At 71.3% G+C, this 14,357-nt stretch carries 11 protein-coding genes; 9 read left to right on the top strand and 2 right to left on the bottom strand.

The genetic code is table 11. The features are described from left to right. Nucleotides 1–933: MltA domain-containing protein (locus VGD32_RS03955; protein WP_331030601.1), on the top strand; the 933-nt coding region annotated here is incomplete at its 5' end. Between the two features lie 534 nt (nt 934–1,467). On the opposite strand, the gene VGD32_RS03950 is transcribed toward VGD32_RS03955, so the two are convergent. Both VGD32_RS03950 and VGD32_RS03945 read right to left on the bottom strand, forming a co-directional pair. Beyond that, on the bottom strand, nt 1,468–2,001 hold the full coding sequence (locus tag VGD32_RS03950) for a WapI family immunity protein (protein ID WP_331030600.1): 534 nt from the start codon (nt 1,999–2,001) through the stop codon (nt 1,468–1,470). After that, nucleotides 2,001–3,563: a helicase HerA-like domain-containing protein gene (locus tag VGD32_RS03945; protein ID WP_331030599.1), complete on the bottom strand. Its 1,563-nt coding sequence runs from the start codon at nt 3,561–3,563 to the stop codon at nt 2,001–2,003. Before VGD32_RS03945 ends, VGD32_RS03950 begins: the two co-directional genes overlap by 1 nt. Before the next feature lie 107 nt (nt 3,564–3,670). On the opposite strand from VGD32_RS03945, the gene VGD32_RS03940 reads away from it, so the two are divergent. The 8 genes from VGD32_RS03940 to tsaB all read left to right on the top strand — a co-directional run. Continuing rightward, nucleotides 3,671–4,801: an AI-2E family transporter gene (locus VGD32_RS03940; RefSeq protein ID WP_331030598.1), complete on the top strand. Its 1,131-nt coding sequence runs from the start codon at nt 3,671–3,673 to the stop codon at nt 4,799–4,801. Between the two features lie 338 nt (nt 4,802–5,139). Continuing rightward, entirely contained in the window at nt 5,140–5,970 is an 831-nt protein-coding gene (locus VGD32_RS03935; RefSeq protein WP_331030597.1) for an outer membrane protein, read from the top strand. A 202-nt stretch (nt 5,971–6,172) separates the two neighbouring features. Then, on the top strand, nt 6,173–11,038 hold the full coding sequence (locus VGD32_RS03930) for an NAD-glutamate dehydrogenase (RefSeq protein WP_331030596.1): 4,866 nt from the start codon (nt 6,173–6,175) through the stop codon (nt 11,036–11,038). Nucleotides 11,039–11,305: 267 nt separating this feature from the next. Further along, entirely contained in the window at nt 11,306–11,770 is a 465-nt protein-coding gene (locus tag VGD32_RS03925) for a universal stress protein (protein WP_331030595.1), read from the top strand. 166 nt (nt 11,771–11,936) lie between these two features. Continuing rightward, nucleotides 11,937–12,494 (top strand): NifU family protein, encoded by a 558-nt coding sequence (locus VGD32_RS03920; RefSeq protein ID WP_331030594.1) that lies wholly within the window; start codon nt 11,937–11,939, stop codon nt 12,492–12,494. A gap of 144 nt (nt 12,495–12,638) precedes the next feature. Next, nucleotides 12,639–13,211: a helix-turn-helix transcriptional regulator gene (locus tag VGD32_RS03915; RefSeq protein ID WP_331030593.1), complete on the top strand. Its 573-nt coding sequence runs from the start codon at nt 12,639–12,641 to the stop codon at nt 13,209–13,211. A gap of 49 nt (nt 13,212–13,260) precedes the next feature. After that, complete coding sequence (locus VGD32_RS03910) at nt 13,261–13,671, top strand: helix-turn-helix transcriptional regulator (protein ID WP_331030592.1); 411 nt, start codon at nt 13,261–13,263, stop codon at nt 13,669–13,671. Nucleotides 13,672–13,693: 22 nt separating this feature from the next. Beyond that, nucleotides 13,694–14,357 (top strand): tRNA (adenosine(37)-N6)-threonylcarbamoyltransferase complex dimerization subunit type 1 TsaB (gene tsaB / locus VGD32_RS03905; RefSeq protein ID WP_331030591.1); only part of this gene is annotated, 664 nt, incomplete at its 3' end.

Raw genomic sequence — 14,357 nt, 5'->3', positions numbered from 1 at the left:
GAGGACCATCTGGCGGCCTTCAACGCCTGGACCGACAGCTGCCGCGTGGCCCGCGACGCCGCGGCCCGGACCCAGTGCGAGCGGGCGATGCAGATCCGCCGGACCTCGAAGCCGGTGACGCCGTCGCTGGCCCGGGCCTTCTTCGAGAGCGGCTTCTCGGTGGTCGCGGCGGAGACCCCCGACGGCGGGCGGGGCCTGCTGACGGCCTATTTCGCCCCGGAATACGCCGCGCGCCGCAGCCCGGGCGGCGAGTTCGACAGGCCGGTGCTGGCGCCGCCCGCCGGCTGGACGCGCGGCCAGGTGCTGCCCCCGCGGGCCGAGATCGAGGCCGATCCGGAGGCCGTGTCGGGCGCCGCGCCGCTGGCGTGGATGCGCGCCGAGGACCTGTTCTTCATGCAGATCCAGGGCTCGGGCTATCTGACCTTCGAGGACGGGTCGAAGGCGCGCGCCGCCTATGCGGCCGACAACGGGCAGACCTTCGCGGGCATCGCCCGCCCGATGGCCGAGCGGGGCCTTCTGCCGCGCGACGGAACCTCCGGCGAGGCCATCCGGGCCTGGCTGGCGGCGCATCGCGGGCCGGAGGCGCAGGCCGTGATGGCGCTCAACCCGCGCTACATCTTCTTCAGCCTCGATCCGGACGACGGCGGCGATCCGAACGGGGCGGCGGGGATTCCCCTGCCCGCGCGGCGCGCCATCGCCGTCGATCCCGGGCATTGGCGCTATGGCGATCTGGTGTGGATCAGCGCCGACGGCGGGAACCTGACAGGCGCGCGGAGCGGCTATCAGGGGCTGGTGGTCGCGCTGGACACCGGTTCGGCCATCAAGGGGCCGGTGCGGGCCGACCTGTACATGGGCCGAGGCGCGGCGGCGGGCGAGGAAGCCGGGGCGGTGCGTCACCCGCTGAGGATGTGGCGGCTGGTCCCGCGGCCGTAGCGGCCTGTGGGTTTCACCCGGGTGAAATCCGGAAAAAGCGGCGGGGCGCCGTCGGCAGCGTCGGCGGGAATTCACGGGGGCGGAGTCGGCAGAGTCGGCATCGACGCGCCTGTGGCGGTGCGGCGGGGATGCGGTTGTCAAAGACCGGCGCCTGCCGGAGCGACAGGACGGGGCGCATTATGCGCCCGCCGGCATATCCGGATGGAAGATCGGTTCCAGAAACGGCCAAGTGTCGGAAAAGGCAGGGGATCGCCCGCTGAACCCGACTATAATTTCGCGGATCGCCAGCAGAGCGTCATGCCCTTTGAGAGCCGAGGTTCATCACAAAGGACACAAAGGAAGAGGCACAAAGGACACGACGGAGCCGGAGGGCCAGCAGCTCCTGTCAGGGAGGCGCCTTCCATCTGGTGGCGGGCAAGAGCCCGCGGAAGAGAGGCCAAGCGGGCTTCCTTCGTGCCCTTCGTGCCCTTCGTGCCTTCTTCGTAAACTTCATGGTGAACCAGCAAGCCTCGCCAAGAGACCGGCGCTTTGGGATCAGGCTGGGTCAGGCCGCTTTCCGAAGATCGCATCCAGAATCCGGGTGGTCACATCGGACTTCCGGGGCGCCACGATTCGAACGGGTTCGAGAATTCTGGCGGGGAAGGGCGAGGGATAGGCGGCGGAGAGCGCGCGGACCTGGCCTGTGAAAGGCTTGAGGAACGTCTGATCGAGTGCCCAAGCGAACCTGTGGCTTTCGTCGCCGTGGTTAGATCGAAGATCCAGGACGGCGTCGACGTGACCGAGCGGCCTCATCGCCAGCGTCAGGATCAGGCTGGTTTCTCCGTCGTGGGCCTCGAGCACGGCGTCGCCCTTGAGCGTTTCGTAGAGGGCGTTCAGGTCCCGACAGAATCCCGACAGGCCTGCCGCGGAGAGCATGCCGGCGGCTCGAACCGTCGAGCACGGCGTTTCGATCAGGGTCTCAAAACCCAGAAGGTCCTGACCATAGGGCTCCCCTGCGTCGGAATAGGGTTGTCCCGTCACCCACAGGCTGAAACCGCTTAGCGACAGGTCCGGGTCACGCTCCATCATCACCGCCGGCGCAGGCCGCCGAGGAGGCCGCGGAGGAGCTCGCGGGTGATCGTGCTCCCCGCCGTGCGGAGCACCGATTTGGTCGCCGCTTCGATCGGCGTCTCGCGGGTCGAGCGGCGGGGGGCGCGGGCGCGGGCTTCGCGGTCGAGGCGGGCCTGTTCCTTCGCCCGGGCGGCGGCGGCCCTTTCGGCCTCCCTGGCGGCGGCGGCGTCGGCTTTCGCCCGGGCCTCGGCCAGTTTCGCCTCGGCGGCGGCCTGATCCGCTTCGCCGCGCCGGGCGCGCAGGATGTCTTCGGCCGACTCGCGGTCGACGGCGGCGTCATAGAGGCCGCGCACCGGGCTGGCGGCCATGACGGCGGCGCGCTCGGCGTCGGTGGCGGGTCCGAGGCGGCTGTCCGGCGGCCGGATCAGGGTGCGGGCGACGACATTGGGGGCGCCCTTCTCGTCGAGGGTCGAGACCAGGGCCTCGCCGACGCCGAGCGCCTGGATGGCCCCGGCCGTGTCGAAGGCCGGATTGGCGCGGAAGCTGTCCGAGGCCGCCCGGAGGCCGCGCTGTTCGGACGGGGTGTAGGCGCGCAGGGCGTGCTGGATGCGGTTGCCGAGCTGGGCCAGCACGCTGTCGGGGATGTCGGCCGGGTTCTGGGTGACGAAATAGACGCCGACGCCCTTGGAGCGGATCAGGCGCACCACCTGTTCGACCTTTTCGCGCAGGGCGGGCGGCGCGTCGGTGAACAGCAGGTGGGCCTCGTCGAAGAAGAAGACGAGCCGGGGTTTGTCGGGATCGCCGACCTCGGGCAGCTGTTCGAACAGTTCCGACAGCAGCCACAGCAGGAAGGCGGCGTAGAGGCGCGGGCTGGCCATCAGCTTCGTCGCGTCGAGGACGTTGACCTGCCCGCGGCCGTCGAGGCCGATGCGCATCATGTCCTCGAGCCGCAGGGCCGGTTCGCCGAAGAAGGCCTTGCCGCCCTGCTGTTCGAGCTGGAGCAGGGCGCGCTGGATGGCGGCGATGGAGGCGGGAGCGACATTGCCGACCTCGCGGCCGATGCGTTCGGCGTTCTCGCCGACATGGGCCAGCATGGCGCGGAGGTCGTCGAGGTCGAGCAGCAGCAGGCCCTCCTTGTCGGCGACGTGGAAGACCACCGACAGCACCCCTTCCTGGACGTCGTTGAGGTTCAGCATCCGCGCCAGCAGCAGCGGGCCGATCTCGCTGACGGTGGTGCGGATCGGGTGGCCCTTCTGGCCGTAGAGATCCCAGAACACCACCGGGGCGGCCTTCGGCTGCAGCGTCAGCCCCATGCCGGCGGCGCGGGCCAGCAGCTTGTCGTTGGGCGAGCCGGGGACGGCGATGCCCGACAGGTCGCCCTTCACATCGGCGCAGAACACCGGGACGCCGGCCTCGGAGAAGCCCTGGGCCATGATCTGGAGCGTCACCGTCTTGCCGGTGCCGGTGGCCCCGGCGACGACGCCGTGGCGGTTGGCCCGGTTCAGCAGCAGGACTTCCGGCCTGGCGCCGTCCTCCGGAAAGGCCTGACCGAGAAACAGGCCGGGGGCGGCGTCGGGCATGGGGGGAACTCCTGCACAGGCTTGGCGCTCATGCTCTACCGGCCGGCGTGGCGGTTCAAGGCCGATGACAGGCGCCCGTTGACGCCGGCTGCGGGGACCTTGACCATATGCCGATGAAACCGCCGATCAGCCTGCCGACCTCGACCGTGGGGCGAAACGCCGTGGTGGCCATCGCCGTCGTGGCCGTGGGCGCCGCCATGTACTGGCTGGCGGACATACTGACGCCGCTGGCCATGGCCATCTTCCTGCTGATCATGATCGACGGGGTGAAGCGGTTCATCGAGGACCGCACGCCGGTGCCGTCCCACCTGGCCGGGGCGGCGGCCCTGATCGTGGTCATTCTCGGCTTCTTCGCCGCCATCGCCATCATCGCCAACGGCGCGCTGAACTTCTTCGACGAGGCCTCGGGGGTGACGACCCGGATCGGGCCGCGACTGGACCAGATCATCCACGACGTGTCGCAGCTGTTCGGCGTGGAGACCGCGCCGACCGCCTCGGAACTGATCGGCCAGCTGGACATCCGCAGCTATCTGGCGGTGTTCGCGCGCCAGGCCCAGGGCGTGGTCACCGGTTCGATCTTCGTCCTGATCTACCTGGCCTTCCTGCTGGCGTCGCAGTCCGGTTTCCGGCGCAAGCTGGTCGGCATGTTCCCCGACCGCACCGCCCGCAGCGAGGCCATGGAGGTGTTCCAGCGGGTCCGCGGCGGGGTCGAGGGCTATCTGTGGGTGCAGACGGTGACCGGGGCGATGATCTGCGCCGCCGCCTGGGCGCTGATGCGGGTCGTGGGCCTGCAGAACGCCGAGTTCTGGACCTTCGTCATCTTCATCGTCTGCTTCATCCCGGTGATCGGCGGCGCCGTGGCCGGGCTGGTCCCGCCGTTGTTCGCCCTGGTGCAGTTCGAGACCTACTGGCAGGCCGCGGTGCTGCTGGGCGGGCTGCAGGCCATCCTGTTCGTCAGCGGCAACGTCATCCAGCCGCGCATGCAGGGCGACAACCAGAACATCGATCCGGTGGTGGTGCTGCTGGCGCTGGCCTTCTGGGGCAAGGTCTGGGGCGTGGTCGGCATGTTCCTCTCGACGCCGCTGGCGGTGATGGCCATGGCCATATTGGCGGAGTTCAAGGGATCGCGCTGGATGGCCATCCTGCTGTCCGGCGACGGCGAGCCCTACGCGGACGAGGACGGGGCCAGGCCGGCGCCGCGGCGCCGCGTCAACCCGCCGCAGGCCGAGGCCGACTGAGGCCCACGGGCGCCCTTGAACCGCCACATCCGGCCCCTATCTCAACCCTGTCGCCGCGGCTCCCCTCCCCCCAATGGCCGCGGCGCTGAGATCGGCGCCATCCCTCCCCTCCTGGGCGCCGATCCGACAGGCCGCCGGACGAAAGTCCGGCGGCTTTGTCGTTTCCGGACCGGGCCGGCGAACCGCCGGCGGCCCGCCGGATTGATGCGGAAATGCAACGCTTCGCAGCCGAGTGCGCGCCGCGCGCCGCCGGGCCGCCTCGCGCCGGAACGCCGCCGCCGGGGTGACGTTTGTCGCGCCGGAAGGGGGGCTGAACCATTCCGAAGGACATCATCTCCATGCTGAAGACAATTTCCGCCGCGTCCCTGACGCTTCTGCTGTCCGGCGTGGCCGCTCCGGCTCTGGCCCAGACCGCGCCCGACTGGTCCGGCCCCTACGTCGGCGTCTTCGGCGGCTTCGTGCAGCCGAGGGAGGACGCCAACGAGACCCTGGTGTTCGACCGCGACCTGGACGGCGCCTATGACGACACGGTGGTGACCGCCGGCGGCGCCAACGCCTTCACCAGCTTCTGCGCCGACCAGGCCAGCAGCGGCGCGACGGGCTGCGACGACGACGGCTCGGGCGTCGAGGGCGGCGTCAAGCTGGGTTACGACATGCAGTTCGGCCGCTGGGTCGTCGGCGCGGTCGGCGAAATCGCCGGGACCGACATCGAGGACAGCGTCACCGGCTTCAGCTCGACCCCGGCCTATTACAGCTTCACCCGCAAGCTGGAGCACATGGCCGCCCTGCGCGCCCGCGTCGGCTTCGCGGCCGGCCCGGCCCTGGTCTACGCCACCGGCGGCGTCGCCTACGGCAAGGTCGAGAACAGCTTCGCCACCAGCAACGCGGCCAACAGTTTCGCCGTGACGGCGGACGAGGACGACGCCGACGGCTACCAGTTCGGCGGCGGCGTGGAATGGCGGCTGGCCCCCAGCCTGACCCTGACCGGCGAGTACCTCTATTCCGACCTGGAGACCGGGGCGTACAACATCCGCGTCGCCTCCACCGGCACGACGCCGCCGACCAATCCGTTCATCCTGGCCCCGAACACGACGGGCACGGACATGACGCGGTCGGGAGACTCGTTCAAGACGCACGGCTTCCGTATCGGCATGAACGTCCGCTTCTAGGACGCCGCCGCAAAGCCGCGGTTGCGCCGCGAGGGCCGGTTCCGAAAGGGACCGGCTTTCGTCGTTTTGGGGCTTCCCGCCGCGCGCGGCCTGTCCTAGTGGAGCCCCGTCGGGGCGGGCCGCTTGCCGAAGCGGCGAAGCGGCCTAGTCTGGCGACGCCTTCGGCGGCCGATGACAGGCCGCGCCCGTAAAGAGACTGTCCATGCCCGGCGCTTCCGCCCCCACGCACCCTCAGGCGATCACCCTGGAGGCGCTGGAGGCGAGCTTCGCAAGCGCGGTCGGCGGCGCCTACGGGGACGACGCCCGGTCCTATCTGTCCCAGACCCACGACGACTATGTCGCCGACGAGACGCCGGAGCTGAACGGCGCCGACCTGGCGCATCTGCTGGCCTCGGTGTGGCGTTCGGCGGCGGGGCGGCGGCCCGGCGAGGCGGCCCTGATCACGCTCGGCCCGCTGACCGGGGCCGACGGGCGGGCGACCGGCTACGACAGCATCGCCATCATCCAGGACGACCGGCCCTTCCTCGTCGACAGCGTGATGGGCGAACTGGCCGAGGCCGGCGTCACCGTGCGCTCGATGTTCCACCCGATCGTCGAGACCGGCGGCGTGCGCACCTCGCTGATCATCGTCGTCATGGACCCGGCCCCGCAGGAACGGCGCGACGCCCTGGGCGAAAGCCTCGCCGCGACCATGGCCGACGTGCGGGCGGCGGTCTCGGACCATGCGGCGATGAACGCCCTGATGGCCCGCTCGATCGCCCATCTGGAGGCGGGGGTGTCGGGGGTCGACGCCGACGTGCTGGCCGAGAACCTCGCCTTCCTGCGCTGGCTGGAGGCGGATCATTTCGTCTTCCTCGGCGCGCGGGACTACGACTATCCGCGCACCCGGGACGGCGGCTATGAGGCCGAGGCGCCGCTGTCGCAGTCGGGCGCGGGGCTGGGCGTGCTGGCCGATCCGGACCGCACGGTGCTGCGCCGCGCCAATGAGCCGGCGGTGCTGACCCGGTCGATGAAGAAGCAGCTGAACCTGTCGGAGCCGGTGACCGTGGCCAAGGCCAACGCCCGCTCGCGGGTCCATCGCCGGGCCTATATGGACTATATCGGCGTCAAGCGGTTCGGGCCGGACGGCCGGCCGTCGGGCGAGACCCGCTTCGTCGGCCTGTTCACCGCCGAGGCCTATGACAAGACCGCCACCCAGGTGCCGCTGGTGCGGCGCAAGGTCGCCAACGCCCTGGCCCGGGCCGGCAAGGTGGCCGGGTCGCACAGCCACAAGCGGCTGAAGAACATCCTCGAGAACTATCCGCGCGACGAGCTCTTCCAGATCGGCGAGGACGAGCTGCTGGAGATCGCGCTGGGCATATTGCACCTGCACGACCGGCCGCGGATCAAGAGCTTCACCCGCAAGGATCCGTTCGACCGCTTCGTCTCGGTGCTGACCTTCATCCCGCGCGAGCGCTTCAATCCGGGCGTGCGCGAGCGGATCGGGCGCATTCTGGCGGAGGCCTGGGGCGGCCGGCTGTCGGCCTGGTATCCGCAGCTGTCGGACCAGCCGCTGGTGCGCATTCACTACATCATCGGCGTGACGCCGGGCGATCACCCCTGCCCCGACCCCGCCGACCTGGAGGCCAGGATCGCCGAGGCCGGGCGCAGCTGGGTCGACCGGTTCGAGAGCGCCCTGCGCACCGCCGACGTCGACGACGTGCAGGTGGGGCCGCTGAGCGCCCGCTGGGCCTGGGCCTTCGGGGCCGGCTACCGCGACCGCTACGACGCCGACGAGGCGGTGCGGGACCTTCAGGCGGCGGACCAGCTGAACGCCTCGGGGCTGAACGACGGGGGCGAGCCGGTGACGGTGCGCGCCTTCCGCACCGCACGCGACGGGCCGCTGAATTTCCGCTTCAAACTGTACCGGCGGGGGGCGGCGGTGCCGCTGTCGGACGTGCTGCCGATCCTGGCGGACATGGGGCTGAAGACGCTGGAGGAATGGGGTCACGCCCTGTCGCCGCTCGGCGATCCGCAGATCCATGTGCACGAATTCCTGCTCGAGGACCCGCGCGGCGGCGACCTGCATTTCGACGACGTGCGCGAGCCGTTCGAACAGGCCTTCTCGGCGGTGTGGACCGGGCGCACGGAAAGCGACGGCTTCAACCGGCTGGTGATCGAGCTGGGCGTCGACTGGCGCGAGGCGGCGCTGGTCCGGACCCTCGCCCGCTACCGCCAGCAGACCGGGCTGGACCCCAGCCAGGCGGTGCAGGAAGAGGCGCTGCGCGACTATCCGGCCGTGGCCCGCGGCCTGCTGTCGCTGTTCCACTGCAAGTTCGACCCGGCGCACGGCGGCGACGCGGCGGCGCGCAAGGCGGCGGTGTCCGAGCAGTCCGACAAGCTGATGGCCCTGCTGCAGGAGGTGAAGAGCCTCGACCACGACCGGGCCCTGCGCCGGCTGGCGCTGCTGGTCATGGCGATCAAGCGGACCAACTATTTCCAGACGGGCGCCGACGGCCGGCCGAAGCCGCACATCTCCATCAAGATCGCCTCGCGCGAACTGGACGACCTGCCGCTGCCGAAGCCGTACCGCGAGATCTTCGTCTGGGCCCCGCATATCGAGGGCGTGCACCTGCGCTTCGGGCCGGTGGCCCGCGGCGGGCTGCGCTGGTCCGACCGCCGCGACGACTTCCGCACCGAGGTGCTGGGGCTGGTCAAGGCGCAGCAGGTCAAGAACGCCGTCATCGTGCCGGTCGGCTCCAAGGGCGGCTTCTATCCCCGGAACCTGCCGGCCATCGTGCGCGCCGGCGGCGACCGCGACGCCCAGCAGGCCGAGGCGATCCGGGCCTACAGGACCTTCCTGTCGGGCCTGCTGGACATCACCGACAACCTCGCCGCCGACGGGGCGGTGATCCACCCGGCCGACGTGGTGCTGTGGGAAGGCGACGACCCCTATCTGGTCGTGGCCGCCGACAAGGGCACGGCCACCTTCTCGGACATCGCCAACGCCGTGTCGGCCGACTACGGCTTCTGGCTGGACGACGCCTTCGCCAGCGGCGGCTCGGTCGGCTACGACCACAAGGTCATGGGCATCACCGCCCGCGGCGCGTGGGAGGCGGTCAAGCGCCACTTCCGCGAGATGGGCAAGGACATCCAGACCGAGCCCTTCACCGTCGTGGGCGTCGGCGACATGAGCGGCGACGTGTTCGGCAACGGCATGCTGCTGTCGAAGGCGATCCGGCTGGTGGCGGCCTTCGACCACCGCGACATCTTCATCGATCCCAACCCCGACCCCGCGACCTCGTGGGTCGAACGCGAGCGGATGTTCAGACTGCCGCGCTCGTCCTGGCAGGATTACGACACGTCGAAGATCTCGAAGGGCGGCGGGGTCTTCCCGCGCTCGGCCAAGTCGATCGAGCTGTCGCCCGAGATCAAGGCGGCGCTGGATATCAGCGAGGACGCGGTCGATCCGGCGGCGCTGATGAAGGCCATCCTCAAGGCCCCGGCCGAGCTGCTCTACCTCGGCGGCATCGGCACCTATGTGAAGGCGCCGCACGAGACCGACCTGCAGGTCGGCGACAAGGCCAACGACGCCATCCGCGTCGACGCCGGCGAGCTGCGCGTCGCGGTGGTCGGCGAGGGCGCCAACCTCGGCCTGACCCAGGCGGGCCGCATCGCCTTCGCCCGCCACGGGGGGCGCATCAACACCGATGCGATCGACAATTCGGCGGGCGTGGATTCGTCCGACCACGAGGTCAACATCAAGATCCTGACCGGGGCGGCCATCGCCTCGGGGGCGCTGAAGGCGGAGGACCGCAACGCGCTACTGGCCTCGATGACCGACGAGGTGGGGCTGAAGGTGCTGGTCCACAACTACGACCAGACCCTGGCCATCACCCTGCAGCAGGCGGAAGGGTCGGCGGCGCTGGATTCGCAGCAGCGCTTCATGCAGCACCTCGGCGCGAAGGGCCGGCTGGACCGCAAGGTCGAGGGCCTGCCCGACGATCTGAAGCTGGCCGAGATGAAGGCCTCGGGCGGGGCCCTGACCCGGCCGGAACTGGCCGTGCTCACCGCCTATTCCAAGCTGGAGCTGTTCGACGACATCGTCGGTTCGACGGCGCCGGACGATCCCTTCTTCCGGCAGACCCTGGTCCGCTACTTCCCCGCGCCGCTGGCGAAGTTCGAGGCCGACATGCAGCGTCACCGGCTGCGGCGCGAGATCGTCTCGACCATCCTGTCGAACGAGATCGTCAACATGTGCGGCGCGACCTTCCCCGAGCGGCTGCGCCTGTCGGCGCAGTGCGACACCTCGGCGCTGGTCATCGCCTTCGAGGCGGCGCGGCAGGTGTTCCGGCTGGACGAGGCCTGGGACCAGGTTTCGGCCCTGGACCTGAAGATCCCGGCCGAGGCGCAGACGGCGCTCTACGGGGAGATCTCGACGGTGCTGCGCCGTCAGACCTTCTGGCTGGCCCGGCGGGCCATGCGCGAGGGCGCCTCGGTGGACGGCCTGATCGCCGCCTATCGCCCGGCGGCCGATGCGCTGCGGGCCGCGGGGGGCGCGGTGCTGTCGCGGTTCGAACGCGACCGGCTGGAGGCCCGCATCGCCACCTTCACCGCCTATGGGGCGCCGAAGGCGATGGCGCGCGACTTCGCCATGCTGAGGCCGCTGGTGGCCACGGCCGACATCGGCGACCTCGCCCGCGAGGCCGGCTGGTCCGAGCCGGCCATGGCCACCCTGTACCACCAGGTCGGCGCGGCCTTCGACTTCGACCGGCTGCGCGCGGCGGCGGGGGCGGTGCCCTCGGCCGATCATTTCGACCGGCTGGCGGTGCGCCGCCTGATCGAGGACCTGATGAACGAGCAGGTCGTGCTGACGCGGGCCGTGGCCCGGTCGGCGGACGCCTCGGTCGGGGCCGGCGAAAAGTCGGCCGAACAGGCGGTCGACCGCTGGATCGGCCCGCGTCTGAAGACCGTCGAGGGGGTGCGCGCCTCGGTCGACGAGATCGAGGCCTCGGGCTCGGGCTGGACCTTCGCCAAACTGACCATCGCCAACAGCGTGATCCGGGAGATCGCTTCGTCGGCGGGATAGCGGTTCCGAACGTCCCACATCCGTCATCCTCGGGCCATCCGCTGCGATCGCATGCGATCGCGGACGCTCCTACCCGAGGATCAGATGCAGGGCGTGACCGTGCGGTGGGGACGGCCCGGCGAGCGCGACCGCATCTCGTTCCACCGGGCACCGGACGATCTGATCCTCGGGTCAAGCCCGAGAATGACGGGGAAGATGGTGCGGACCTCAGAGGTTTCGCGCGCCGGGCCGTGATCTGCTAGCGTGCCGGAGGTGAGGGAGAGGCCGATGCCGCGGAAGTTCCTGGTCGTCGTCGACGACAGTCCGGAGTTCGAGGCGGCGCTGCGCTACGCCGCGCGGCGGGCCCGTTCGACCGGCGGCCATCTGGTGATGCTGCGGATCATCCCCCCCGCGGCGTCGGACGCCCACTGGGCCGGGGTGCGCGAGGAGATCGAGCGCCAGACCCGGGCCGAGGCCGAGGCCACTCTGAACGGCTGGGCGGCCGAGGCGGCCGAGCGCTCCGGCTCGACGCCGATCCTGCTGATCGAGCGGGGCGACCCGCAGGGCTGCATCCGCAAGGTCGTCGGCGAGGACGGGGACATCAAGATCCTCGTGCTGGCGGCGGGCTCGAACGCGCCGGGGCCGCTGGTCGCCGCGGTGGTCAAGCAGGGCGCGGCATTCACCGGGCGCAAGCTGCCGGTGACCATCGTACCGGGCGAGCTGACCGAGAAGGAAATCGAGGACCTGGCGTAGCCGGAAGGGCGCAATCGCTAGCGCCGCGGGCGCTCGCTGCCCGAGCGCCGCCCCCTCGACCCTCGTTCGCCGCGGGCGGCTCCGGAGGATCCCCCTCCCCCGATGGGGAGGAATGTCGCAGCCTTGAGCCTTGAAGCCGCCGCCTGGGAAGCGCACTTGGGGGGCCATGTTCATCCAGACCGAACCGACGCCGAATCCGAACGCGCTCAAATTCCTTCCGGGGCGGGACGTCTCGGCGGAGCCGCGCGAGTTCCTGACCGCCGACGAGGCCGCCGCCTCGCCGCTGGCCGAGGCGCTGTTCCAGGTGGAGGGCGTGGCCGGGGTCTTCTTCGGCGCCGACTATGTGTCGGTGACGCGCGACCCGGCCGGGTTGGCCTGGGCCCAGATGAAGGCGCCGATCCTGGCCGCGATCATGGATCATTTCGTCTCGGGCGCGCCGCTGATGCGCGGCGGGGCGTTCGACAGCGTCTCGCCCGACGGGGAGGACAGCGAGATCGTTGCCGAGATCAAGCAGCTGCTGGACAGCCGCATCCGCCCGGCGGTGGCCCAGGACGGCGGCGACATCCTGTTCGACGGCTTCGACGAGGAAAGCGGGGTGCTGACCCTGCGCATGCGCGGCGCCTGCGCCGGCTGTCCGTCGTCGTCGGCGACGCTCAAGGCCGGCGTCGAGCAGATGATGAAACACTCTGTGCCGGAAGTGACGCGCGTCGAGCAGGTCATTTAAGAGGGCGCAATCGCTCGCCGCGCGGCGGCTCGCTGCTTGAGCGCGGGTTCACGACGCCTTCGCCCACGATGCGGTCGGTCGCCGGGGCGCGCCTGAAACAAATCCGTCCTCGCTTCGCGGGGCGGACTCCGTCATCATCGCGCCATGCCCCGGTTCGAGAGCGACAGCGACGCCCGGCGCCTCGGCGAGGCGCTCGCCGCCCTGCGCCGCGAGGCGGGGCTCAGCCAGGCCGAGGCCGGAGAGCGGGCCGGAATGACCAGCCAGGGCTGGGGCCTCTATGAATCGGGCAAGCGTCCGGGCCTGTTCCGGCCCGACGTGCAGCGGCGGCTGACCGCCGCGATCGGATCGTCGCCCGAGGGCCTGGCGCTGAAGCTGGGCGCCCCGGCCGCGCCGGGTCCGGCGCCGGCCTCGGGCGTGGAGAACGCGGGCCGGCCCTTCACAAGTCCCGCTTCCGGGACGCGGCGGCTGCAGCTGTCGAACGACGACCTGGCCCCGTGGGCGGCCTCGGGCGTGGTGCTGGAGTACGAGCCCGGCCGCTGGCCGCGCCGCGACCAGGGCTGCGTCGTCGAGATGGCCGACGGCGAGCTGCGGGTGCGGCTCTACGACCGCGCCGACGCCGACGCCCTGTTCGTGCGCGGTCTGAAGGGCGGCGAGGAGCGGATCGCGCGGACGGCGACGCGCCAGGTCTCCGCCGTCGTGGCCCGTCTGGACGTGTAGATGAAACGATCTGGTTGCAACAATCGCGTTTCCATGAAACTGTTTCGTCGTGAACAGCGAGGGCGCGGCCATGGCCAGGATCGGCGGACCGGAGGAAGTGGACGCCTATGTCGGGGCGCGGATCAGCCTGCGCCGCTCGGCCATGGGTCTGTCGCAGACGGCGCTGGCGCAGCAGCTCGGCATCAGCTTCCAGCAGGTGCAGAAATACGAGACCGGGCAGAACCGCATCTCGGCCTCGCGGCTGCATCGGGTGGCGACGGCGCTGGCCACCTCGGTCGAGGCCTTCTTTCCGCCGGTGCAGACGGCGCGGAGCGGAACCGAGACCGGCTGGGAGGCGCTGCGCCACATCACCGCCACGGCCGACGGTCGCGCCGTGGCCTCGGCCTTTCCGCTGATCGAGGACCGCGACGTGCGCAAGGCGGTGGCGCGGGTGGTGCGGGCGCTCGCCCGGGACGCGTGAGCGCCGGCCACGGAGCGGACTCGTGAAGGTGCTGGTGATCGATACGGCGCTGGGCCTGTGCAGCGCCGGGGTGTTCGCGGTCGAGGGGAGCGTGGCGCGGCCGCTGGGGCTGCGCTCCGAAGCCATGGCCAAGGGGCACCAGGAGCGGCTGGCCGGGATGGCGCGGGACGCGGTGGCCGAGGCGGGCGGCTTCGGCGCCCTCGAGCGGATCGGGGTTACGGTCGGGCCGGGCTCATTCACCGGGCTGCGCGTCGGCCTGGCCTTCGCCCAGGGGCTGGGCGCGGCGCTCGGCCGGCCCGTGGTGGGGATTTCAACCCTCGACGGGCTGGCGGCCTCGGCGCCCCCGGCGGGCGGGATGGCCGCCCTGATCGACGCGCGGCGCGGGCAGGTCTATGCGCGATTCTGGCGGGACGAGGCGCCGGAGGGGCCGGCGGAGGCGCTGACGATCGAGGCGGCGCGGGACCGGGCGATGGCGCTGGGTCCGGGCCCCCGGCTGATCGGTTCGGGCGCGGCCCTGATCGCGGACGGGGTTCCCGGAGCGGTCGTTGTGGACCTCGCCGGCCCCTCGCCCGGGGCGCTGGCGCGGCTGACGGCGGCGGCCGATCCGGCGGAAAGCCCGCCCCGGCCCCTGTATCTGCGCGCCCCCGACGCCACGCCGCCGACCCGCCTGCCCGGCCAGCCGCGGC

It is taken from the genome of Brevundimonas sp., from assembly GCF_036402095.1.
Taxonomy (GTDB): Bacteria; Pseudomonadota; Alphaproteobacteria; order Caulobacterales; family Caulobacteraceae; genus Brevundimonas.
The sequence above is the reverse complement of the archived record's forward strand: the minus strand, read 5'-3'. Positions and strand labels throughout refer to the sequence as shown.